This is a genomic window from Actinophytocola sp. (genome assembly GCF_035942955.1).
Classification (GTDB): Bacteria; Actinomycetota; Actinomycetes; order Mycobacteriales; family Pseudonocardiaceae; genus DASYTH01.
This window is the reverse complement of record NZ_DASZCQ010000153.1, coordinates 1-22392: the sequence shown is the minus strand read 5'-3', so window position 1 is coordinate 22392 and position 22392 is coordinate 1. Positions and strand designations below refer to the sequence as shown.

Below are 22392 nucleotides of genomic sequence, written 5' to 3'. Positions count from 1 at the left end.
TGCACGAGGGCGGGACACGCCGGTGCGGTGGGGCGCGGCTCGTTAGCGCGGCGGGCTGGAGGCCTGGGCCCAGAAGCGTTGGGGGATGCGGCCGGCGAGGCGGGCAAGACGGCCGGCGGTGACGGCGTGGCGCATGGCGGCGGCCATGCGTTCGGGGTCGGTTGCGCGGGTGACGGAGGTGGCCAGAAGTACGGCGGCGCAGCCGAGTTCCATGGCCAGGGCGGCGTCGGAGGCGGTGCCGATGCCGGCGTCGAGCACGACGGGGACGCCGGCGCGGGAGACGATCAGCTCGACGTTGTGCGGGTTGCGGATGCCGAGGCCCGTGCCGATCGGGGAGCCGAGCGGCATGACGGCGGCGCAGCCGGCTTCCTCAAGGCGCAGCGCGAGGACCGGGTCGTCGTTGGTGTAGGCGAGGACCGTGAAGCCGTCGGAGACCAGGGTGCGGGCGGCGTCGAGCAGCTCGACGGGGTCGGGCAGCAGGGTGCGGTCGTCGGCGATCACCTCGAGCTTGACCCAGTCGGTGCCGAGGGCCTCGCGGGCCAGGCGGGCGGTGAGCACGGCCTCGGCGGCGGTGTGGCAGCCGGCGGTGTTGGGTAGCGGGTCGATTCCCAGGCGGCGCAACACGTCCAGGACGCCGGAGCCGCCGGTGGCGTCGACCCGGCGGATCGACACCGTGGTCAGCTGGGTGCCGGACGCGACGAGGGCGCGCTCGAGCACGGCCAGGTTGGCCGCGCCCCCGGTGCCCATGATCAGGCGGGCGGAGTACTCCCGGCCGGCGATGGTCAGCGGGTCGTCCATGGTCTCAACCTCCTTGCACCGCGGTCAGCACCTCGACGACCGCACCGTCCGGCAGCACGGTCGTGGCGTGCGAAGCGCGCGGCACGACCTCCGCGTTCACCGCCACCGCGACACCGCCGGGAGCGATCCCGCGCGCGGCGAGCAGGCCGGCCACCGTGGTGCCCTCGGCGAGCTCGGTGTCCTCACCGTTGAGTCGGACTTCGATCACGTCTCTCCCTTCCTGAACCGGGCCGGGTCGGTCACCGGCGCCGGATGCGGGCGGCCGTCGAGCAGGGCGAGCACGGCGGCCGCGGTGAGCGGGGCGAGCAGGAAACCGTTGCGGTGGTGCCCGGTAGCCACCAGCACCCCCGGCTCGAGCCAGCCGATCAGCGGCAGGTTGTCCCGGCTGCCGGCGCGCAGCCCGGCCGCGCATTCGACCAGCGCGTACTCCCCGGTGCCCGGCAGCACCCGCTCGGCATCGGCGAGCAGGTCGCGCACCCCGGCCACGGTGACGTCGGTGTCGAAGCCGGCCTCGTACTGGGTGGCGCCGACGATCAGCTCGCCGCCGGAGCGCGGGACCAGGTACACCGACCGCGACTCGACCAGCGCCCGCACGGTCCGCCCCGGCGGCGGAAGCGCGCCGGGCCGGCCGCGCAGCCGGAGGATCTCGCCCTTCACCGGCCGCACCAGCCCGCCGAGCGCCGGGTGCAGCCGGCCGCTCCACGCGCCGGCCGCGATCACCGACACGTCAGCGTCCACTGTAGACCCATCGGCCAGCTCGACACCGCCGCCGCGAACCGCGGCGGCGGACGCGGCGACGAAGTCCACGCCGGCCTGCCGGTTGGCCTTGTGCAGGCCCCGCAACAGCTCCCGGTTGTCCACGGCGAGATCGCCGGGCACCAGGAGTCCACTTCGGATACTCGGGCCGATGCCCGGCTCCAGCGCGCGCAGCGCCCGGCCGGGCAGCCGCTCGACCTCCCGGCCAAGCGACGCAAGGTGCTCGGCGAGCGTCTCCAGCTGCGCGGCGTCGGCGGCGTCCAGCGCGGCGACGACCGTCCCGTCGGTGCGCAGGCCCGGGTCGGCGGCGGCGGAACGCAGCTCGCCGGCGAACGCCGGCCAGGACTCCAGCGAGGCCGAGCCGATGGGCAGCAGCCCCTCCTCCCCCGGCCAGGTCTCGGTCACCGGCGCCAGCATGCCGCCGGCCACCCACGACGCCCCCGTGGTCGGGGCCGGGTCGACGAGGACGACGCGCCGGCCCGCCGAGACCAGTCGCCACGCGACGGACAGCCCGACGACCCCGCCGCCTACCACCGCGATTTGCACCTATCACGCTCCCTGCGCCGGCATGACCCGGATCAGGTTCGACGGTCGGGATCGGCAGATCCCCTCTCAGCCCGGTTCCTCCGGGCTCCCGTGCGGACCAACCGCCACGGTATACGCACCGAGCCGGACGGCCAAACCGCAGCGGCAATCACGGTGACCACCGGGCGCGGCCCCGGCCGAAGGCCCGCGATCGCGGTGGCGGGGCGCCAGGGCCGTGGTCCGGCCGGACATGTCCGGCCCCGCCGGAGCGATTGCGTCGCGCGCAAGGTCGCCGGGAAAGCTCGATAACGTGGACGGCATGCCCGGCCTGGATGGAGCTCGGATCAGGAAGCGGCTCGCCGAGGCACGGCTGTACCTGTGCACCGGGCTGCGGGACGACCTCGCGGAGTTCGCCGACGCGGCGCTGGCCGGCGGGGTGGACATCCTGCAGCTACGGGAAAAGGGTCTGGAGGCCGGGCCGGAGCTGGCCGCGCTCGAGGTGATCGCCGAGGCGTGCGCGCGGCACGGCGCGCTGCTGGCGGTGAACGACCGGGCCGACGTCGCCCTTGCGGCCGGGGCCGACGTGCTGCACCTCGGGCAGGACGACCTGCCGGTGCCGTGGGCGCGGCGGATTCTCGGCGAGGACGTCGTGATCGGCCGGTCGACGCACGACGCGGCCCAGGCGGCCTCGGCCGCGACCGAGCCGGGCGTCGACTACTTCTGCGCCGGCCCGTGCTGGCCGACCCCGACGAAACCCGGCCGCCCGGCCCCGGGCCTCGACCTGGTCCGGACCACCGCCGCGGCCGACCCGGAGCGCCCGTGGTTCGCCATCGGCGGGATCGACGCCGCCCGGCTGCCCGAGGTCCGCGCCGCCGGGGCCTCCCGGGTCGTGGTGGTGCGGGCGATCACCGAGGCCGACGACCCGCGGGCGGCCGCCGAGGAGTTGAGCCGGATGTTGCGCTGAAACACCGAACGGCGGACGAGCCGGCAGGGTTCAGCTCGTCCGCCGTCGTGTCCTGGGGGGAGTTCAGGACACCGGGTGTTGCTCGGTCAGCCGGTGACCAGGGTCGCGCCGAACGCGCTGAGGGCCTCGTTGACCGGCTGGTGGAAGATGATGCCGCCGGTGCTGCAGTTACCCGAGCCGCCGGAGGTCATGCCCTGGGCCTGGACCCGGGTGGCACCGTTGGGCGATACGAACGAGCCGCCGGAGTCACCCGGCTCCGCGCACGCGGTGGTGCGGGTCAGGCCGGTCACCGTGCCCTGCGGGTAGCGCACGGTCTGGTTGTGCGCCTGAATGGTGCCGCAGCGCCAGCCCGTGGTGGAGCCGGACCGGCAGATGCTCGAGCCCACACCGGCCTGGGACGAGCCGGCCACGGTCACGTCACTGCCCGACGAGTACCGGTCGACCAGCGCGGTGGACACCGCTGCCGACGAGGTCACCGTAATGGCGCCGTAGTCGTTGCCCGGGAAGGACGAGCCCCGACGCGTGCCGATCGTGCCACCGACACCGCTCCAGCTCGAACCGATGTTGGTGCAGTGGCCGGCGGTGATCACGATGCGGGCGGTGCCGGCGCGGGCGTTGAACCCGAGCGAGCAGCGGGCGCCGCCGGTGGTGATCGCCTGACCGCCGATGAGATTCCACAGCGGCCGCGGGGCCTCCGCGACGTACTCGGTCCGCGCGCCCTTGGCTGCCGCCCAGGCCACGCCGGCTGGGTCGTTGCCGAGCACCTGAGCGACGACCGAGTTCGTGGTGACGTCGACGTACCACCCGGTCACCGACTTCGGCGCGCTGGCCTCGGCGGCGTCGAGCGACGACTTCTGCGCGTCGAGCTGGGCGGCGCTGCGGGACACCACGCGTGCGGTCGCGCCGGCCGCGTGGACCGCCTGGACCCGGGACGCGTCGGTGACGGCGACGACCAGCTTGCCGGTCGCGGCGTCGAACCAGGATCCGGCCAGGGTGCTGCCGAGCTGCGCGGTCAGCGCCTGCGCGGCGGCGTTCGCCCGGTTCTCCTGGTCGATCCGGGCCAGCGCGCCCTCGGCGGTCAGGCCGAGATCGCGCTGCATGGCGGCGAGCATGCCGGTGGATTGGCCGGCGGCCGGCGCGCTCATCGCCGGCACGGACAGGGTCGTGGCCAGACCGGCGGCCAGTAGGGCGGCGCCGGCGAACCGGGCCACACTCGAACGGTTCATGACTGTCTCCCTCGGTTGGGTGCAGGGCCCGAGAGCGTTGGAATGTCCTGTCCGCGATCTCGGGTGTAGGGGGACCACGGACTGTCACTGTGAGGTGACACTCCAACGGATGAACCTATGTGTAGTCGGGTCGTTACGGAAGGGTCCGATCGGGGGGAACAGTTGTCACATTTTCACCCTAGTGGGCACTTTGGGTGATTAGCCGACCCCGGAGGGGAGCGGCGACGGGGTCCTCGTGGTCGTCGTAGGTGACGGAACGGTGGTCGTCGTGGGCCGAGACGGCTCGGGCCGCTGCGTCGTCGTCGGGGGCGGGACCGTGCCGGTCGACATGCCGGGGGCCTCGGTCGGCGTCGTGGGTCCGGTTGGGGCCGGGTCCTGCCGGTCGGCCGGGCCCTGGTCGGATCGGACGATGCGACCGATGGTCGTGCCCTGCCCGCCGTCGACCTGCTCGCCGCGGATCAGCTCCAGGCCGGTGAGCGCCAGCATGCCCAGCGCGAAGGCGACCACGCTGGCCGCGGCGACCGCCGGCCAGCGCCTGCGTCCGGCCCTTTCGGGAGGGTTGTCCTCCGCTTCCGGCTCGTCCCCGGGCTCCTCGGTCTTCGGGGGTTCCCCGGCCGGCGCCGGGTCCTGGGCCGGGAGCGTCCCGGTCCAGCGGCCACGCACCTTGTCCTGCACGAGCCGGACGGCCTCCGTGGTGCGCCGGATCGACCGCAGGTACAGCGCGGCCCCCACCGTCGTCACCACGCTGGCGATCCCGGCGCCGAGCACGGTGCCCGCCACGCCGAGGGTGGAGCCGAGCACGGCCGCGGTGACCGCCGCCAGCGCGCCGGCCGCGACCTGGAGGGCGAAACTGCCGGAGTCCTTCTGGTTGCTCATGATCCTTCCGTTGTCGGGTTGCCCGCAAAAGTCCACAGTGGACATTTGTCGGATGCGGCACACTGGTGGCGTGCACCTAGTGACCATCGACGAGATCCGTGTCGCCGCCGAAACGCTCCGCAACGTCGCGGTGCGAACCCCGCTGCTGCCCTGCTCGTGGGCGGACCCAGACCGTCCACTGTGGCTCAAGCCGGAGAACCTCCAGCCGGTCGGCGCCTTCAAGATCCGCGGCGCGTACCACGCGATCGCCCGGCTGGCGCCGGATGCCCGAACCGGTGTGGTCACCTACTCCAGCGGCAACCACGCTCAGGCCGTCGCCTACGCGGCGAGGGCGTTCGGAGTCCCGGCGACCATCGTAGTCCAGGACAACGCGGCCCCCGTCAAGATCGAGCAGACCCGGGCGCTCGGCGCCGAGGTGGTCGTGGTTCCCTTGCCGGACCGGGAATCCGTCGCCCACGAGATCGCCGAGCGGCGCGGCGCCGTCCTGGTCCCCCCGTTCGACCACCCGCACGTGATCACCGGCCAGGGCACCGTCGGGCTGGAGATCGTCGAGGACCTGCCCGACGTCGACCTGGTCCTGGTCCCGATCAGCGGCGGCGGGTTGATCTCCGGCGTCGCCACCGCCGTCAAGGCGCTGCGCCCGGACGCCCGGGTGGTCGGCGTCGAGCCCGAGCTGTCCGCCGACGCGCGGGACAGCCTGGCCGCCGGCGAGATCGTGCACTGGTCGCCGCGGCAACGCGCCCGCACCGTGGCCGAGGGCCTGCAGTCCGAGCCGTCCGATCTGACCTTCGCGCACATCCGCAAGCTCGTCGACGACATCGTCACGGTCACCGAGGACGAGATCCTCGACGCGGTCGCCACCCTGGCGCTGCGTGCCCGTCTTGTCGCCGAGCCCAGCGGCGCGGTCACCGCGGCCGCCTACCTCAACCGCACCGAGCTGCCCGCCGGCCGCACCGCCGCGGTCGTCTCCGGCGGCAACATCGACCCGGCGCTGCTCGCCGAGGTGCTCAGGCGGCGGCCGGCGGCGCGCTGCTGACCTTGTGCGCCGGGATGACGTGCGTTGGCGGGCCCGTCACGTCGCAGTGCACGCACTCGCCCGGGTAAGGGGAGTCACACAGCGGGCACTCACCCGGGCATTTGACCTTGGCCGGGTCGGCGAGCGTCGGCCCGATGGCCAGCACGTCGTTGCGCACCCCGAACGCCAGCAGGCCGCCGAGCACGCACAGGCCGGCGCACACCCACATCGCGGTCTGCCAGCTGGAGGTGAGGGCGGCCGGGTTGGTGTAGGCGTCGCCGGACAGGCCCGCGACGGCCGGCAGCACGGCGACGGCGAGCAGGCCGCCGGTGCGGGCCACGGCGTTGTTCACTCCGGAGGCGACCCCGGCGTGCCGGTCGTCGGCGGCGGCCAGCACCGTGGCGGTCACCGGAGCGACCACGAGCACCAGCCCGAGTCCGAACACGACCACCGCGGGCAGCACCGCGCCCAGGTAGGAGGCGCCGGGCCCCACTCTGGTCAGCAGCACCATGCCCAGCGCGATCACGATCGGTCCGGCCACCAGGAAGGGGCGCGGGCCGAAGCGCTGGGCGAGCCGGCCGGAGCGCGCCGACAGCAGCAGGAGCAGCAGCGTGATCGGCAGCCCGGCCACGCCCGACGCGGTCGGCGAGTAGCCGAGCGACACCTGCAGCTGCATGACGAACAGCATCATCACGCCGCCGAGCGCCGCGTAGACGACGAAGGTCAGGGCGTTGGACACCACGAACGTGCGGTCGCCGAACAGGTCGGGCGGGACAAGCGGGTTGGCCTGCCGGCGCTGCAGCGTCACGAACGCGGCAAGGGCCAGCACGCCGGCGATACCGAGGATGAGCACCATGGGGTCGCCCGCGCCGCGGCCGGGCGACTCGACCAGGGCCGCGGTGATCCCGGCAAGGCCGAGCGCGGCCAGCGCCGAGCCGAGCACGTCCGGGTGCCCGCCGACCATCTGCCGGTCGCAGGACTCCGGCACGTACTTGCGGGCCAGCACGACGCACAGCAGGGCGAGCGGGATATTGATCAGGAAGGCCAGCCGCCACGACCAGGCCTGCACCACCAGCCCGCCGACCAGCGGGCCGATCGCGCCGGCGATGCCGCCAAGCCCGGACCAGGCACCGATGGCCCGTGCCCGGTCCTCGCGCACGAACGCCGACTGGATGATCGCCAGCGAGCCGGGGGTGAGCAGCGCGCCGCCGATGCCCTGCAGCACCCGGGCGGCGACCAGCATCCCGGTGGTCTGGGCCACTCCGCACAGTACGGACGCGAGGCCGAACCAGATCACGCCGATCTGGAACACCTTGCGCCGGCCGTACCGGTCGCCGAGCGAGCCGGCGATCAGGATCAGCGCGGCCAGCGACAGCATGTAGCCGTCGAGTATCCACTGTAGACCGGAGACGCCCGCGCCGAGCTCCTCGCCGATCCGCGGCAGCGCCACGTTGATGATCGTGCTGTCCAGGAACGCCATGCCGGAGCCGAGGATCGTGGTGGCCAGCACGCCCCACGCGACCGGGGTGCCCCACCGGACCTCGCCCGTGCTCGCCGGCGCCGTCACGGCCGGTTCAGGGTCGCCACGAACTTGTACCGGTCGCCTCGGTACACCGAGCGCACCCACTCCACGGGCTTCTCCTCGGTGTCGAAGGAATGCCGGGACAGCAACAACATCGGCATGCCGACGTCGGCGCCGAGCAGCTCGGCCTCGTACGGCCCGGCCAGCGCGGTCTCGATGGTCTCTTCGGCGTGGCCCATCTCGACGTCGAACCGCTCGCGCAGCACCTGGTACAGCGAGGTGCCGCCGGTGACGTACTTGCGCAGCCCGCGAAACCGGCCGAGCGGCAGGTGCGTGGTCTCGATGGCCATCGGCTCACCGTCGGCCAGCCGGAGCCGTTGCAGGCGCAGCACCTTGGCGCCCTGCCGGACGGCAAGCAGCCGGGCCAGCTCCGGATCGGCGGGCAGCTCGGCGACATCGAGCAACTTGGACGATGGTTCCCGGCCCTGGGCGCGCATGTCCTCGGTGTACGACGACAGCTGCAGCCGCTGGGCCATCTTCGGCTCGGCGGCGAAGGTTCCCTTGCCCTGCACGCGCAACAGCCGACCCTCGACGGTCAGCTCGGCAAGGGCCTGCCGCACGGTCGTGCGGGACACGTCGAACTGGGCCGCCAGCGACCGCTCGGTCGGAATCGGGGAGCCCGGCGGCAGCGAGCTGAGCACCTCGAGGAGGTGCCGCTTGAGCCCCCAGTACTTGGGCTCCCGATTGACCCGGGCGATGGTGTCGTGCGCATCGCCTGTCGACGTGTCCAGCATTAGTCCTCCTCGAACGGCTCCCAGGTACAGAATGCCTGTCGTCGGCGACAGAAGCGATCACGCCGCACCCAATTCGTCACATCCGTAACGGCCTGCATAGTGATCGGTAACGCGCGGTCAGCGGGAACGCATCGATAATATTGGTCTAGACCTGACCTCTTGCCAAGGAGAGCCGCCCATGACCACTCAACCGGGTGCACAGATGCGCTCCGACATCGCCGCCCAGCCCGCGGTCCTCGACGCGGCGCTGCGGCGGCGGTCGGAGATCGCCGAGGTGGCCGCGGCGATCGAGCGAAGGGGCCCCCGGTTCGCGCTGCTCGCCGCGCGCGGCACGAGTGATCATGCGGCGCTGTATGCCAAGTACCTGATCGAGGTGCTGCTCGCGCTGCCCGCCGGGCTGGCCTCGCCGTCCACCACCACGCTGTACGGCGCCGAGCCGGACCTGGCCGACGTGCTGTTCGTGACGGTGAGCCAGAGCGGCGGCTCGCCCGACCTGGTGGAGGCCACGCAGGCCGCCCGGCGCCGGGGCGCGCTCACGGTCGCGGTCACCAACACCCCGGACTCCCCGCTGGGCGCCGCGGCCGAGCTGTCGATCGACATCGGCGCCGGCCCCGAGCTGGCCGTCGCCGCGACCAAGACGTACACCGCCAGCCTGATCGCGCTGTACCTGTTGGTGGACGCGGTGCGGGGCGGCGCCGGCGAGCCGGTGGCCGGGATCGGCGAGCTGGCCGAGCGGACGCTGTCCGATGCCGCGGGTCCGGTGCGCGATGCCGTCGACCGCTACCGGTTCGCCGACCGCCTGGTGTTCACCGGCCGCGGCTACTCCTCGGCCACGGCCGCCGAGGCCGCGTTGAAGCTGGCCGAGACCAGCTACCTGGCCGCCCGCGCGTACAGCGGCGCGGACCTGCTGCACGGCCCGGTGGCCGCGATCGACGCCGAGACCGGGGTGGTCGCGGTGACCAGCGCCGGGCGGGGCGGCGAGGCCATGCGCGAGGTGGTGTCGACCGTGCGCTCGCGCGGCGCGGACGTCGTCGCGGTGGGCTCCGCTTCCGCCGACATGGATGCCGGGCTGCGGATCGACGTGCCGCGCACGGCCGAGGAGGTCGCGCCGATCCTGGAGATCCTGCCGCTGCAACTGCTGGCGCTGGACCTCGCGCTGGCCCGCGGCGGCGACCCGGATCGGCCGCGCGGACTGACCAAGGTGACCAGGACCCGTTGAGCCGTCAACGCCCCTACACTCCCCCCATGAGACGGACCTCGTTCGCCCGGTGGCCGTGCTCGATCGCAAGAACCATGGACCTGCTCGGCGACCAGTGGACCCTGCTCGTGCTGCGCGAGGCGTTCTACGGGGTGACGAGGTTCGACCGGTTCCAGGTCTCGCTGGGGATCGCCCGCAACACGCTGACCGAGCGGCTGGACCGGCTCGTCGGCGCCGGGCTGCTGGAGCGGGTGCGCTACCAGGACCGGCCCGCACGCTACGAGTACCTGCTCAGCGACATGGGGCGGGACTTCTTCCCGGCCCTCGCCGCGATCATGCGCTGGGGTGACCGGTGGCTCGACGACGGCCTCGGCCCGCCGGTCGTCCTGCGGCACACCGAATGCGGCCGGCCGACGCACGCCGAGGTGCACTGCGCGCACTGCCACGGCGCGCTGACCCGCGACCACGTCACGATCGAGGCCGCACGGTGACCGAGGGCTTCGCCGTCGGGGTGGACATCGGGGGCACCACGACGAGGGCGCTGGTGCTGAGCCTTGGCGGGGCGGTGGTCGGGCGGGGCACGTCGGGCGGCGCCAACCCCAACTCGCACCCGCCGGAGCTGGCCGCCAAGCGGGTCGCCGAGGCGGTCGTTGCGGCGTTCGGCACGCAGGATCCCGCGCTGGCACGGCATTGCGTGCTGGGCGTCGCCGGGGTGAGCAAGCTGTCCGACCCGGCCGTCGCGCGCCAGTTCACCTCCGCGCTGGAGTCCATCGGGCTGAGCTGCCCGGTCACGGCGCTGTCCGACGCGGAGGTGGCTTTCGCGTCGGCGACGCCGGAGCCGGACGGCACGGTGCTTGTCGGCGGGACCGGCTCGATCGCCGTGCGGATTGTCAACCACCGCAAGGATCGTGTGGTGGGCGGGTACGGCTGGCTACTCGGCGACGAGGGGTCGGCGTACTGGATCGGTCGCGAGGCGGTGCGCGCCACGCTGCGGACGCTGATGTCGGGCGCGGAGATCGGCCCCCTGGCCGCGGCGGTGCTCGCCGAGGCCCTGGGGCCGGCCGGGCGCGAGGCGACCTACGCGCAGCTGATCACCGCGGCGAACGCCGAGCCGCCGATCCGACTGGCCCGGTTCGCCCCGCTGGTCAGCGCGCACATGTTGGACGACGACGACGCCCTGGAGATCGTCATCGAGGCCGCCGAGCTGCTGTCCTGGCAGGCGTTGCAGCTCCGTACGCCAGGCGAGCGCACGCCGATCGTGCTGGTCGGAAGCGTTGTGGGGCAACGAGGTCCGGTCCGCGATTCGCTGCGGATGATGCTCACGGAGCGCACCGACGGGCCGGTGCTCGATGCCGCCGACGGCGCCGCCGGGGCCGCCTGGCTGGCCGCGATGGAGGTGCTCGGGCCGGACGCGCCCCGCCCCTGACCCCGCGTGTTGGCCCCTCACGTCGCCATGTTGGCCGCTCACGACGGTGTGTTGGCCCGCACGACGCCAACACAGCGACGCCAGAGGCAAACACGGCGACGTCAGACGCAAACACGGCGGGTTAGGGGCGGGGGTGGCGGAAGCCGGGGTGGTCGGCGGGCAGCGAGCGGTGGAACACCACGGCGCTGACCGCGAGGACGGCGGCGACGAGGGGCCAGGACAGAACGATGCGGGCCACGCCGAGGGTGACCACCCAGCCGGTCCACCACAGGAAGCCGAACACCAGCACCCGCAGGGTGTACTGGCCGAACACCCAGACCCAGCTGGCCCGGCCGTAGGCGCGCAGCAGGTCCGGGTCGCGCCGCCAGCGGGCCTTCTGGCCGAGCAGCGTGCCGACCACCACGCCCAGCAGCGGCCACCTGATCAGGATGCTGACCGCCCAGGCCAGCGCGCTTGCGACGTTGGAAAGCAGCTGGAGCAGGAAGAAGTCCTGCGCGCGCCCGGTGTAGAGGGCGATCAGCGAGCCGGCCACCACCGCGGTGAGGCTGGCCACCACCGCCGTCACCCGGTGCCGGCGCACCAGGCGGATGGCGGCGACGACCGCGCCAACGGCGAGGGCCGTGGCGGCGCCCCAGCCGACCGACTGCCCGGAGACGAGCCAGCCGACCACGAACGCGGCCGGCGGCAGGCTCGCGTCCAGCGCGCCGCGCCGTCCGCCGAGCAGCTCGCGCAGCGACGCCGGGACGGGCACCGGCTCGCGCTGTCGGGTGGGCTGCTCGGTCACCTTCCCAGCCTGCCTCATCGGAGTTTGGTTAGGTAGACCTAACTACGATTGCAGGGCCGTGACCAGCGTCTCCGCCAGCCGGTGGGCGAGGCGGGCGTTGTCGGCCGGCGACAGCGTCGTCCAGTCCTCGCCGTCGGCGCCGCGCATGACGCTGGTGGCGTAGCGGCCGAGGTCGGTGTCGAAGAAGCCGATGCCGGGCAGTCGTTGAACCTTGCCGCGCTCGTCGCGCAGGACGATGCCGATGCTGCCGGCGGCGAAGGTCGGCCGCTCGGTCACCGAGTCGACGAACCGCAGCTCGCCGGCGAGGTCGCTCTCTCTGGTCGCGGTGTGCAGCAGGGGCCCGGCGGAGTCGGCGCGCCGGTGCCGGCCGACCGACACGACCGACCGGGCGCCGAGCATCGACGCGGGCAGCGTCACCGACTGCCCAGGGCCGGATCGGTTGGGCGGCAACAGGTCCACGATCGAGCCGACGATCGCGGTCTCGCGCACCTCGGACAGGCTGATGGCCAGCTCGCGCTGGACGGCGAGCACCGCGCGCTTGCCGCGGGCGGCGACGACCGCGCGCAGCGGCGTCTCGTCGGTCATCTCGCACAGCGCGACCAGATCGATGCTGATCTTCGGCGCGGCGAGCAGGGTGAGCGTGTCCTCCAGCTCGGCGGTCGGCCGGCCGGACGAGGCCAGGCCGCGCCGCTCGAGCTGGGCGTACACCGCCGCCCTGATCCGGCCGCGCTCCTCGGCGGTGTCCCCGTGCGCGCGCACCTCCAGCGGGAACGGGATGCCGCCGAGCTTCAAGTCCTCCCACAGGATGTCAACCGCGGCAAGCGAAAGGTCGCCGATCACTCCCATGTGGACACTTTCGGGAACGCGGTCATGCCTCGCCGATCACCGGGGGCGAGGTCAGCTCGTCGGAACCGAACATGCCGTCGGTGTCCGACACGACCAGGTACTCCGGCCGCTTGCGCTCGGCGTGCGTCTCGGTCGGGCCGGCGCCGTCGCTCATTGCCGTTCCCGCCGGCCCGCGGGGAAACGGCGCGGCCAGGCCGAGCGGCGGGCTGCCACCGGGGCCGAACTCCACGAAGGTGCCCGGCGCGGTGGCCGGTCCGAACCCGGGCGACGGCGCGGCCCCGCTCGGGGTCGTTGCGCCGTTCCCCGATGCGGAATCCGTTGCCGGAGAGCCATTGGCGGCGCCGTCGGACAGCCTGGGCGGCGGCTCGAACGGGGGGATCTCGGCCGCGGCGCGGGCGAGCGTCCGGTCCCGCTCGGCGACGACCCGGGCCGCCTCGTCGTGCGCGGCGTCGTGCTTGCGCTTCTGGGCGTACAACTGGAACGGCAGCATCGCCAGCTGCGCGATGTTCCCGCTCTCCCGCGCCTGGCGGATCATCTCGGCCGGGTCGTACGGCACCGGCGGCGGCATCGCGCTCCTTGCCGACTCCGCGGCCGCCGCCTGCGTGCCGATCGCCGTGCCGGCCGCCTGGTAGTGCGCGCCCATCGCCCTGCTCCACGCGGCGACCCGGGCCAGGTGCGCGCGCATGGCGTCGGCCGCGGCGCCCGTCCAGCCGGCCTCCGAGTCCCGCATCGCCCGGTCGAACAGGCTGACCGCCTCGTCGAACCCGGCCGCCATTGCGGACCAGCCGTCGGCGACGGCCTGCGCCCCGGACGGCTGGGCGGCGTCGGTCATCGCCTTCAACGCCTCGTGGCTGTGCGCCTGGGGGTTCATCGTCGGCGTCGGCACCGGCCGGGCGCCGTCGCCGGTCACCGCGCGCCGCCCGCGGCCGTGACGGTCCGCGCGTTGCCGGCCTCGGTGCTCCGGTAGGCGGCCATGCTCGCCGCGACCGCGGCCTTGAGCTCCTCCAGCTCGCGGCGGAACGTGGTCAGCACCTCCTTGGCCGACCTCGGCCCGCCCGACGCCAGGCGCTGGTTGAACGCACCCACCTCCTCGGCGAAACCACCACCCAACGGGGTTTTGACACCGACCTCGTCGCTGCGCCGCAGCATCGCGTCCACCATGTCCTGAACCTGGTTGAGGAACCGGAGGGTGGTCTCCCCCGTGGTCGGGTCGACCTTCAGCGCGCCCGAGGTGGCGGCGCCGTACAGGCCGGACACGGTGTTGAGCGTGGCGCCGGCCCTGCCTTCGGATGGATCGAGGTACACCGGTGCTCCCCGTTGCGTGATCGGGTGCTAACAGTCAGCAGCGTACCGACGAGGTGTGCACCCAGGCAGACGGTTGACCGAAACCACCATCGGGACCGCCAAATCCACCCGAATGGACCAGCCGCGGCACCCTACGTGGCTAGGATCGCCCCGACATGATCAACACGGAGCGACAGCCGGCGAGCTGTGCCACGGCGGCCACGCTGTACCGGCGGACGTTCGACTGGCCGTGCACGGCCCTCGGGCACGCCGTGTGGACCCTGGCCGGTGAGGAGCTCGACGCGGTGGACGCACCCGCGCACCTCGGCCCCGGCATGGTCGCGGCGCTGCGCCACAACGGGCAGCCGCAGGCCGTGATCGAGGTGCCCGGCGAGCCGGCCCGCTGGCGCTTCCCGGTCGCGCCGAGCGCGACCGTGCCGCACGCGCTGGTGCGGCAGCTGACCCGGCACGGCGCGACATACCTCGGTCATGGCGCGCTCATCGAGCTGCCGCCGAGCAGGGTGCGAGGCGGGTCGCTGACCTGGCGGCACGGGCCGGCCGCGCCCCTGCCCGCGCTGGCCACGGTCGTCGCCGCGCTCGTCACCGTGGCGCGGTAACCGGTGGCGCAAGCCGGGAATCGAACGGCATCCTTGACCATTGACACCTGGCGGGGTTGACGGCTGCCTGGAGGGAGGCACGGTGCGGGGTTGGGACAGCTGGATAGCGCTCGGGGACAGCTTTACCGAGGGGTTGAGCGACCAGGCGCCCGACGGCGGCTACATCGGCTGGGCCGACCGGCTGGCCGCAAACCTCGCCGACCACGTCCCCGATTTCCGCTACGCCAACATCGCGCTGCGCGGCAAGCACATGCGGGAGATCCTCGACGAGCAGGTTCCCCTTGCCGTGCAAGAGAAGCCGGCGCTGGTGACGCTGTGCGGCGGGGGTAACGACATCGTCACACCGGGCAGCGACGTCGACGAGATCGCCGAGCTGTTCGAGCGCGCCGTGGCCGAGATCGTCGACGCCGGCTGCGATCTGGTGATCTTCTCCGGTCCGGATCCCAAGCCGCAGCCGCTGCTTCGCCGGGTGCGCGGCAAGGTCGCCATCTACAACGGACATCTGCGCGCCATCGCCGAGCGGCACGGCGCGATGCTCGTCGACCTGTGGGGCATGGACGTGCTGCGGGACCGGCGGGCGTGGAGCGAGGACCGGCTGCACTTCTCCACCGAGGGTCACCGGCGAATCGCCCTGCGCACCGCCGAGGTGCTCGGCCTCCCGGTCACCGCGGACTGGCGCGAGCCGCTGCCGCCGGCCACCCCCATGTCGTGGCTGCGCGGCCGGCAGGCCGACCTCGTCTGGACCAGGACGCACCTGCTGCCGTGGGTGCGCCGGCAGATCAACGGCAAGTCGATGGGCGACGGCCTGCAGCCCAAACGGCCTGCGCTGCAGCCGATCTGCGATCCGTACGCGCCCGACGAGCGCACCGTGTTTGACAACTCGGGCAAGGCTGTGCTTTCTAGCTCGGGCAAGGCCGCCGGTCGCCTTCGGCGAACGGCCTCGGGTTGAGTTGCGTGGTGGGTTGCGGGCCGGGGTGGGTGGTTGCGTGTCGTGGGTGGTCGGCTGCCGACGCCTGCGGGCAGGGCTCGTTCCTCGCCCTGCCCTGGTCGTCGTGGGGCGGCCGCCCTCGCCAAAGATTGGTCGACCCCAGCGACACTTCCAGCGACTTTCGGAGCACGACTTAGGGTGCGGTGGTCGCTGCGCTGCCGGAAAAGACGACCGGCCGGCGCACTCCCCCGAGACGCCGGCCGGTGCGTCCGGGCAGCGCACCCCCACGTTGGCAGCGCCGCCCCGCTGCGCTCTGACCCGTGAGCGCCGCGGGAAGCCTGCCAGCATCGAGCGCGTTCCGACTAACTCTCCACTAAATTTCCGACAGGTGGATCCCGGCCAGCCACAGATGCGGGCCGATCAGTCCACGTGAGCCGGACGAGAACTCGCTGACGATCCTGGCCAGCCGCACCAGATCGTCGTGCGCGCCGGCCTCGGCGCCGGCCTCGGCCACGGCCACCAGGTTTGCCCACTCACGCTCCAGCCACGCGGCCGCGTCCTCGGCGGACTCCAGCGTCGGGTGCTGGACGTCCATGCCGTCCGGCGTGCCCGCGCGCTCGGCGGTGGGATTGAGCAGGATCCGTGCGTAGTCGGCCGCTGCCAGATAGTAACGGAGCAGCCGGCGCAACGCCGTCGCCCGGTCCGCATCGGACAGCTCGGCCCCGGCCAGCTCGCGCGCATAGATGCGGACCAGGTCGTGCATGACGAACACGTCGCTGCTGGTCTCGGTGACCACAAAGGACGCGGCCAGCGCGCGCAGCCGCCTGCGGGCCTCGGCCACGTCGGTCGCGCACAGCGCGGCGACCGAGTAGGGGCCCAGCCATGGCCCGGGAAAGACGCCGACCAGCCGGAAAGTCCTGGCAAGCGTCGCCGGCAGCACCCGGTAGGTCACGTCCAACGCCGCGCGCACGCTGGTGTCGTGGCCCTCCACGTCAAGCGCGCCGAGCCGGGTGCGCTCGTCGGTGAGCTCCTCCACCAGGTCACCGACCGACCACTGTGGACGGGCGGCCAGCCGGGCGCCGACGATGCGCAGCGCCAGCGGAAGGTGGCCGCACAGCTCCGCGAGCCGCTTGCGCTGGGTGGGATCGGTGTCGCGGATCGTGGGCCCTGCGGTCTGCTCGATCAACCGCTCGGCGGCGTCGTCGGCGAGCGTGTCGAGCACCAGCAGGCGCGCGCCGAACCCGGCGACCAGCCCGTCCAGCCGGACCCGGCTGGTGACCAGGACCAACGACGACGAGCCGCCCGGCAGCAGCGGGCGAACCTGCTCGGAGTCGCGGGCGTCGTCGAGCACGACGAGCACCCGCCGCTCGGCCAGCAGCGACCGGTACAGCGCCGCCCGGTCGTCGATCTCCAGCGGCACGTCGTCGGCCCGGACCCCCAGCGCCAGCAGGAACTGGGCCAGCACGTCGGCCGGATCCAGCGGCGGATGCTGCGGATCGAACCCGCGCATGCTGGCGAACAACTGCCCGTCGCCGAACCGGTCGGCGACCTGGTTGGCCCAGCGCACCACCAGCGCGGTCTTGCCGATCCCGGCCGGGCCGGCGATCACCCCGACGCCGGTGGCCTGATCGTCCACAGTGGACCGGAAGCGGTCCAGCCAGGCCAGCTCCGCCTCCCGGCCGCAGAACCCCGCGGGCGCGGTCGGCAGCTGGGCCGGTACGACCACCCCGATCCGCGGGCTCAGCATCGACTCGGCCTGCGGATCCAGCAGCGTGATGTCGTCGCGCAGCACCCGGGCGTGCAGCGCCCGCAGCTCCGGCCCCGGCTCGATGCCCGAATGGCTCGCCGCGAGCTGGGCGAACCGCTGGTAGGCGCCGAGCGCCGCGGTGCGCCGGCCCGACCGGTACAGCGCCAGGAGCAGCTGCCCGACCAGCCGCTCCCGGAACGGGTGCTCCTCGACCAGCTGGGTGAGCTCGCCGATCACCTCGTTGTGCCGGCCCAGCTCCAGATCGGCCTCGATCCGCCCCTCCAGCACGGCCAGCCGCAGCTCCGCCAGCTCCGGCGCCGGCACCCGCCCGCCGATGTCGGCCAGCTCCGGCCCCCGCCACAGCGCCTGCGCCGTGCGCAGCAACTCCGCCCTGCGCACCGCCGGCGCCCCCCACGCCTCGGCCACCAGCTTGCGCGCCACCGAGACGTCGATCAGGTTCTCGTCCACCAGCAGCTGGTAGCCGGGCGGGTTGGTCACGATCCGCACCTGCCCCGTCGGATCCACCGTCACCAGCCGCTGACGCAGCCGCGACACGTACCCCTGCACCATCGTCCGCGCCGACTCCGGCGGCTCGTGCGCCCACAACGTGTCGACGATCCGGTCCAGCGGCACGACCTGGTTGGGCTCCAGCAACAACATCGCCAGCAGCCCGCGCATCCCCGACCCGCCGAGCGGCACGGGCCGGTCGTCCAGCACGACCTGAACCGGGCCGAGCAGCCGGAACCGGAGACGGCTCGGCACACGCGGTTGGCCGGACGTCTCCGGTCGATCCATGCAGTCCCTCCCCCAGATTCACCCAGCCTCCCACCGCCGGGTCCGGTTGATAGGACAACCTAGAGGGTAATGAGCTGTCACCTGATGTAGTGGGGCCAATTTGTCACCGCGTGTCGCCCAGATGGCCTAACGCATGCGAGTGAACCCGCCGCGGCCGGTCACCCAACGGCAGCCGGGCAGTCCGCGGAACTCCCGCGCTTCCCTCCCGGCCGGCCCCACGGCAGGGCTCCGGCAAGTCCGGTGCCGGCCGGGTGCCCGGCGTGGCGGCGCCGGGGCGTCTGAGTCACCTGCGCGAACGCGTCCTGTGGCCTGTCCGGGCGCGGGACACGTCCGGGACCGCGGTCCCCGGTCCGGTGAGGGCGAGGGGTGGCACTTGGGGCCGGCGGTGGAGATGGGAGTCGGGGGTGGCCGGGGAGGTGGGTTCGGGGGGTGTGCGGGCGCCGAGGGGGCGGGAAGCGTCGGTGGAGCGGCTTACGGTGCGGGCGTGAACCGGACGGATCGGTTGTACGCGATCGTGGAGGAGCTGCGGGCGGTGGCGCCGGGGCGGCGGAGTGCGCGGCAGCTGGCGGAGCGGCACGAGGTGAGTGTGCGCACGATCGAGCGCGATATCGACGCGCTGCAGCAGGCGGGGGTGCCGATCTACGCGGATGTGGGGCGGCGGGGCGGGTATGCGATCGACCGGTCGATGACGTTGCCGCCGTTGAACTTTACGCCGGCCGAGGCGGTGGCCGTCGCGGTGGCGTTGGGGCGGGCGGGTGGGTCGCCGTTTGATCGGGCGGCGCGCAGTGCCCTGCGGAAGATCGTGCAGGCGATGCCGGCGCGGGACGGGGCGGCGGCTCGGGAGCTTGCGGAGCGGGTGCGGGCGATCGTGCCGGCCGGGGACACGCGGGCGGCGCCGGTGCCGGCGATTGTCGAAGAGGCGCTGGTGACGCGGCGGGTGTTGCGGTTGACGTACCGGGACAAGACCGGGGCGCTGACCGAGCGGGAGGTGGAGCCGGCGCTGTTCCTGTCCAGCCGGCACGGGTGGTACCTGTTCGGGTGGTGCCGGTTGCGGGCGGGAATGCGGGCGTTCCGGATCGATCGCATCGTGGCGGTGACCGGGACGGGGGAGCTGGCGCCGGACCGGCGGGTGCTGACCGATCCCGACATTCCCGAGCATGTGACGGTGGCGACGACGTTGGGCTGAACACACCGAAACACCGACAGGACGTTGTCGCCGGGCCGCTGAATTCTTGCCGCACCGACGGAAAAGGAGGCAGGAATGGCACGGAGCAATGGGACGGTCGGCTGGGTCCAGGTCGGCACCGACGATCCCGAGGGCGCGCGGCGGTTCTACGGCGAGCTGTTCGGGTGGACGTTCACGCCCGATCCGAACTCGGGGGGGAGGTATGACCTGATCACGTTCCCGGGCGCGGCGGAGCCGGCCGGCGGGATCGCCGACACCGGCGGGGAGCTGCCGAACCACGCGATCTTCCTGGTCGTGGTCGCCGACGTCGGCGCCGCGGTGGCCGAGGCGGAGCGGCTGGGCGGGAAGGTGCTGGTGCCGCCGACGACCACGCCGACGGGTCTGGTGTTCGCGGATCTGCTCGACCCCTCGGGCAACCACTTCGGGGTGTACGCCCCACCCGCCGGGTGACGGCGGACGGCGGTGGCCGGCCGGGCCGGCCACCGTCAGTCCGACACCTCCTCGACGGAAAGTCCCAACTGGACGATGGCCGACTCGAGCTCGCCGCGCTCGTGCGCGGTGACGAGCCGGGCGGCGACGTCCCGCAGCTTGATGTTGTTGTGCTGCGAAGCGGTGCGCAGTGCGGCGAACGCACTGTCGGTGTCGAAACCGTTGCGGTGCATCAACAATCCCTGGGCGCTGCCGATGAGCGAGCGGCTGCGCAGGGCGTTGCGCAGGTGATCGATCAGCTTGCGGCTGTCGTGGTACAGCGTGGCGTTGTCGAACGCGACACCGGCGTTCATGGCTAACAGCAGCACCAGATCGAAGCTGGCCTCGGCGAACTGGTCCGGGGTCGACGAGTACAGCGCGAGCACCGCGGCCGGATCGCTGAGGCTGGCCAGCGGCAGCGCAAGGCAGCTGCGGTAGCCCTCCGTGGCGATCTGCGCGCTGAACGCCGGCCACCGCTGGTCGGTGGCCGTGTCGTCGAGCCGCCGGGGCTCGCGGAACGCCAGCGCCTCGACCACCGGGCCCGGCTCGAGCAGGTTCGGCCGCACCTCGGTGGCGCTGGCCGCGATCTCCAGGCCGCCGTTCGAATGGGTGATGATGGCCGCGTCGTCGCAGCCGGGGATGGAGCGCACGGCCCGGCGCACGAAGCGCTCAAGGACCGCGGCCACGTCGTCGTCGTCGACCAGGCGCATCACCTCGGCCAGCTCGGCGGCCAGCGTCAGCATCTCCGAGTTCACCCGCACAGCATGCCCCAACGGTGACGTTCGTGGCGTCAGCCACTAGGCTGGGCACGCGGTTGAGAAGCCAGCCGGACCCATACCGTGCGTCCGCGTGCGCCTAGCTGTACAGGTGGTCCGCATCGACGCGACACAACCGCCAGGAGCGTGCATGAATGACCCGGTTCGCCAGACCGCGGAGCCAGAGGAGCGGATGCAGGTAGAGGTCGAGCAGGCGGCGCCCGATGTCGCCGTGCTCCGCCTGACCGGCGACCTCGATCTGCTCACCGCCGGCGTGCTGCACGGCCGGCTCTGGCCGCATCTCGAGCGGCCCAACTCCACCGTCGTGCTCGACTTCGCCCAGGTCGGCTTCCTGGGCTCCGCGGGGCTGTCCGAGCTGGTCGCGGCGAACGACACGGCGACCAAGAACGGCGTGCGGCTGGTGCTCGTGGCCAGCAGCCGCACCGTCCTGCGTCCACTCGAGATCACCGGCCTGCGCTCGCTGTTCCAGGTGTTCGACTCGGTCGAGGCGGCGCTGCGGCAGGTGTGATCACGCCCGGTTGCGGGTAGGCCTCCTTACGGACAACCAACCGTAAGGAGGCAGTTGCCGTGACCACGATCGAGAAGTCGATCGATGTCGAGGCACCGGTACGCCGGACCTACAACCAGTGGACGCAGTTCGAGACGTTCCCCAGCTTCATGGAGGGTGTCGAGCGGGTCAGCCAGCTCTCGCCGACGAGGACGCACTGGGAGATCAACATCGGTGGCGTGCGGCGCGAGTTCGACGCCGAGATCACCGAGCAGCATCCGGACGAGCGCGTCGCCTGGCGGGCGGTTGACGGACCCGAGCACGGCGGTGTCGTGACGTTCCACCGGCTCGACGACAAGACCACGCGGGTGCACCTGCAGATGGAGTACCACCCGGACACGCTGACCGAGAAGGCCGGCGCGGCGCTGGGCGTGGTCGGCACCCGCATCAAGGGTGATCTGCAGCGGTTCAAGGACTTCATCGAGCGCCGCGGTCAGGAGACCGGCGGCTGGCGCGGTGAGGTCGACCGCCCGCCGCAGCGAGGCGAACTGTGACCAAGCCATCGGATCCCGGGTTCGGCCTCGAGCAACCCGAGGCCGACGTGGTCGAGCAGCGCCGGGAAGAGGCTCAGCCGACCGACCCGGAGCTCGAGCCGATCGACGAGCTGCCCGAGGACGCCAACGAGGCCGACGTCGTCGACCAGCACCACGTGGTGCCGGTCGAGGAGGAGTATCGCGGGTAGCTCCGATCGGAGCACATCGTTACGACGGAAGCGAAGTGAGGTTCATGCCGGCGACCATCGAAGGCAAGAAGGTGGCGTTCCTGGCCACCGACGGAGTGGAGCAGGTCGAGCTCGACCGGCCGTGGCAGGCGATCATTGACGCGGGCGGCCGACCCGAGCTGGTGTCGCTCGAGTCCGGTGAGATCCAGGCGTTCAACCACCTGGACAAGGCCGAGCGCAAGCGGGTCGACCGGTCCATCGATGAGGCCCGGCCGGACTCCTACGACGCGCTGGTCCTGCCCGGCGGGGTGGCCAACGGTGACTTCGTGCGGGCCGACGAGCGCGCGGTCCGGTTCGTGCGGGACTTCTTCGACTCCGGCAAGCCGATTTCCGTGATCTGCCACGGAGGTTGGGTGCTCGCCGAGGCGGATGTGGTCCGCGGCATGACGATGACCTCGTGGCCGAGCCTGCGCACCGACCTGCGTAACGCCGGCGCGGAGTGGGTGGACCAGGAGGTCGTCACCGACAAGGGTCTGGTCTCCAGCCGGATGCCGAAGGATCTGGATGCGTTCTGCGCCAAGACGATCGAGGAGATAGCCGAGGGTAAGCACGCCCGCTGACCCGACACACGAGCGCGGTCTTCGCGCCCGATC

The 22392-nt window shown here is 72.8% G+C and carries 26 protein-coding genes and 1 riboswitch; of the genes, 13 read left to right on the top strand and 13 right to left on the bottom strand.

What is annotated here, in order from left to right:
* Positions 1–42 precede the first annotated feature (42 nt).
* The 3 genes from VGX25_RS15205 to thiO form a co-directional block, all read right to left on the bottom strand.
* Positions 43–798, bottom strand: coding sequence for a thiazole synthase (locus VGX25_RS15205; protein ID WP_326918431.1), 756 nt, complete (start codon positions 796–798; stop codon positions 43–45).
* A gap of 4 nt (positions 799–802) precedes the next feature.
* Complete coding sequence (gene thiS, locus VGX25_RS15200) at positions 803–1006, bottom strand: sulfur carrier protein ThiS (protein ID WP_414635813.1); 204 nt, start codon at positions 1004–1006, stop codon at positions 803–805.
* Positions 1003–2100: a glycine oxidase ThiO gene (gene thiO / locus VGX25_RS15195; protein WP_326918430.1), complete on the bottom strand. Its 1098-nt coding sequence runs from the start codon at positions 2098–2100 to the stop codon at positions 1003–1005. The genes thiS and thiO overlap by 4 nt, the downstream gene beginning before the upstream one ends.
* Positions 2093–2202: riboswitch (TPP riboswitch) on the bottom strand. Its footprint overlaps the gene before it by 8 nt.
* A gap of 196 nt (positions 2203–2398) precedes the next feature.
* Here thiO and thiE point away from each other — a divergent pair.
* Complete coding sequence (gene thiE, locus VGX25_RS15190; RefSeq protein WP_326918429.1) at positions 2399–3043, top strand: thiamine phosphate synthase; 645 nt, start codon at positions 2399–2401, stop codon at positions 3041–3043.
* Positions 3044–3129: 86 nt separating this feature from the next.
* Here thiE and VGX25_RS15185 read toward each other — a convergent pair whose 3' ends face one another.
* Entirely contained in the window at positions 3130–4269 is a 1140-nt protein-coding gene (locus VGX25_RS15185) for a S1 family peptidase (RefSeq protein WP_326918428.1), read from the bottom strand.
* A 198-nt stretch (positions 4270–4467) separates the two neighbouring features.
* Positions 4468–5145 carry a hypothetical protein gene (locus tag VGX25_RS15180; RefSeq protein WP_326918427.1) on the bottom strand — a complete coding sequence of 226 codons (678 nt, stop codon included), beginning with the start codon at positions 5143–5145 and terminating at the stop codon, positions 4468–4470.
* Between the two features lie 70 nt (positions 5146–5215).
* Here VGX25_RS15180 and VGX25_RS15175 point away from each other — a divergent pair, with 70 nt between their 5' ends.
* Positions 5216–6181, top strand: a complete 966-nt coding sequence (locus VGX25_RS15175) for a threonine/serine dehydratase (RefSeq protein WP_326918426.1) — start codon at positions 5216–5218, stop codon at positions 6179–6181.
* On the opposite strand, the gene VGX25_RS15170 is transcribed toward VGX25_RS15175, so the two are convergent.
* Both VGX25_RS15170 and VGX25_RS15165 read right to left on the bottom strand, forming a co-directional pair.
* On the bottom strand, positions 6153–7727 hold the full coding sequence (locus tag VGX25_RS15170; protein ID WP_326918425.1) for an MFS transporter: 1575 nt from the start codon (positions 7725–7727) through the stop codon (positions 6153–6155). The genes VGX25_RS15175 and VGX25_RS15170 overlap by 29 nt on opposite strands.
* Positions 7724–8476: a GntR family transcriptional regulator gene (locus VGX25_RS15165; RefSeq protein ID WP_326918424.1), complete on the bottom strand. Its 753-nt coding sequence runs from the start codon at positions 8474–8476 to the stop codon at positions 7724–7726. The genes VGX25_RS15170 and VGX25_RS15165 overlap by 4 nt, the downstream gene beginning before the upstream one ends.
* A 178-nt stretch (positions 8477–8654) precedes the next feature.
* Here VGX25_RS15165 and VGX25_RS15160 point away from each other — a divergent pair, with 178 nt between their 5' ends.
* Genes VGX25_RS15160 through VGX25_RS15150 form a run of 3 tightly spaced genes read left to right on the top strand, consistent with a single transcriptional unit; the run spans position 8655 to position 11100 of the window.
* On the top strand, positions 8655–9695 hold the full coding sequence (locus VGX25_RS15160; RefSeq protein ID WP_326918423.1) for an SIS domain-containing protein: 1041 nt from the start codon (positions 8655–8657) through the stop codon (positions 9693–9695).
* A 26-nt stretch (positions 9696–9721) separates the two neighbouring features.
* Positions 9722–10165, top strand: a complete 444-nt coding sequence (locus VGX25_RS15155; protein ID WP_326918422.1) for a helix-turn-helix domain-containing protein — start codon at positions 9722–9724, stop codon at positions 10163–10165.
* Positions 10162–11100 (top strand): N-acetylglucosamine kinase, encoded by a 939-nt coding sequence (locus VGX25_RS15150; RefSeq protein WP_326918421.1) that lies wholly within the window; start codon positions 10162–10164, stop codon positions 11098–11100. Before VGX25_RS15155 ends, VGX25_RS15150 begins: the two co-directional genes overlap by 4 nt.
* Before the next feature lie 121 nt (positions 11101–11221).
* Here the strand turns inward: VGX25_RS15150 and VGX25_RS15145 are convergent, their stop codons facing one another.
* From VGX25_RS15145 to VGX25_RS15130, 4 genes are read right to left on the bottom strand one after another with little or no spacing between them, the layout of a single operon-like run.
* Complete coding sequence (locus VGX25_RS15145; RefSeq protein WP_326918420.1) at positions 11222–11884, bottom strand: DUF3159 domain-containing protein; 663 nt, start codon at positions 11882–11884, stop codon at positions 11222–11224.
* Between the two features lie 42 nt (positions 11885–11926).
* A complete protein-coding gene (locus tag VGX25_RS15140; RefSeq protein WP_326918419.1) occupies positions 11927–12730 on the bottom strand; it encodes an ESX secretion-associated protein EspG in 804 nt (267 codons plus the stop codon).
* Between the two features lie 22 nt (positions 12731–12752).
* Entirely contained in the window at positions 12753–13640 is an 888-nt protein-coding gene (locus VGX25_RS15135; protein ID WP_326918418.1) for a PPE domain-containing protein, read from the bottom strand.
* Positions 13637–14035 carry a hypothetical protein gene (locus VGX25_RS15130; protein ID WP_326918417.1) on the bottom strand — a complete coding sequence of 133 codons (399 nt, stop codon included), beginning with the start codon at positions 14033–14035 and terminating at the stop codon, positions 13637–13639. Before VGX25_RS15130 ends, VGX25_RS15135 begins: the two co-directional genes overlap by 4 nt.
* Positions 14036–14190: 155 nt before the next feature.
* On the opposite strand from VGX25_RS15130, the gene VGX25_RS15125 reads away from it, so the two are divergent.
* Together VGX25_RS15125 and VGX25_RS15120 are read left to right on the top strand one after the other, a co-directional pair.
* Positions 14191–14631 carry a hypothetical protein gene (locus VGX25_RS15125; protein WP_326918416.1) on the top strand — a complete coding sequence of 147 codons (441 nt, stop codon included), beginning with the start codon at positions 14191–14193 and terminating at the stop codon, positions 14629–14631.
* Positions 14632–14713: 82 nt separating this feature from the next.
* Positions 14714–15580: an SGNH/GDSL hydrolase family protein gene (locus VGX25_RS15120; protein ID WP_326918415.1), complete on the top strand. Its 867-nt coding sequence runs from the start codon at positions 14714–14716 to the stop codon at positions 15578–15580.
* 352 nt (positions 15581–15932) lie between these two features.
* Here VGX25_RS15120 and VGX25_RS15115 read toward each other — a convergent pair whose 3' ends face one another.
* Positions 15933–18101, bottom strand: a complete 2169-nt coding sequence (locus tag VGX25_RS15115; RefSeq protein ID WP_326918414.1) for an AfsR/SARP family transcriptional regulator — start codon at positions 18099–18101, stop codon at positions 15933–15935.
* 484 nt (positions 18102–18585) lie between these two features.
* Here VGX25_RS15115 and VGX25_RS15110 point away from each other — a divergent pair, with 484 nt between their 5' ends.
* Positions 18586–19287: a helix-turn-helix transcriptional regulator gene (locus VGX25_RS15110; RefSeq protein WP_326918413.1), complete on the top strand. Its 702-nt coding sequence runs from the start codon at positions 18586–18588 to the stop codon at positions 19285–19287.
* Positions 19288–19362: 75 nt separating this feature from the next.
* A complete protein-coding gene (locus VGX25_RS15105; RefSeq protein ID WP_326918412.1) occupies positions 19363–19737 on the top strand; it encodes a VOC family protein in 375 nt (124 codons plus the stop codon).
* A gap of 35 nt (positions 19738–19772) precedes the next feature.
* On the opposite strand, the gene VGX25_RS15100 is transcribed toward VGX25_RS15105, so the two are convergent.
* The gene (locus VGX25_RS15100; protein WP_326918411.1) at positions 19773–20510 is read right to left on the bottom strand and encodes a GAF and ANTAR domain-containing protein; all 738 of its coding nucleotides are present in this window, start codon (positions 20508–20510) and stop codon (positions 19773–19775) included.
* A gap of 151 nt (positions 20511–20661) precedes the next feature.
* On the opposite strand from VGX25_RS15100, the gene VGX25_RS15095 reads away from it, so the two are divergent.
* The 4 genes from VGX25_RS15095 to VGX25_RS15080 are packed head-to-tail and all read left to right on the top strand — an operon-like array spanning position 20662 to position 22359.
* Positions 20662–21039: an STAS domain-containing protein gene (locus VGX25_RS15095; protein WP_326918410.1), complete on the top strand. Its 378-nt coding sequence runs from the start codon at positions 20662–20664 to the stop codon at positions 21037–21039.
* 59 nt (positions 21040–21098) lie between these two features.
* Positions 21099–21572: an SRPBCC family protein gene (locus VGX25_RS15090; protein WP_326918409.1), complete on the top strand. Its 474-nt coding sequence runs from the start codon at positions 21099–21101 to the stop codon at positions 21570–21572.
* Positions 21569–21760, top strand: coding sequence for a hypothetical protein (locus VGX25_RS15085; protein ID WP_326918408.1), 192 nt, complete (start codon positions 21569–21571; stop codon positions 21758–21760). The genes VGX25_RS15090 and VGX25_RS15085 overlap by 4 nt, the downstream gene beginning before the upstream one ends.
* A gap of 44 nt (positions 21761–21804) precedes the next feature.
* Positions 21805–22359, top strand: a complete 555-nt coding sequence (locus VGX25_RS15080) for a type 1 glutamine amidotransferase domain-containing protein (RefSeq protein WP_326918407.1) — start codon at positions 21805–21807, stop codon at positions 22357–22359.
* The last annotated feature ends 33 nt before the right edge of the window (positions 22360–22392 follow it).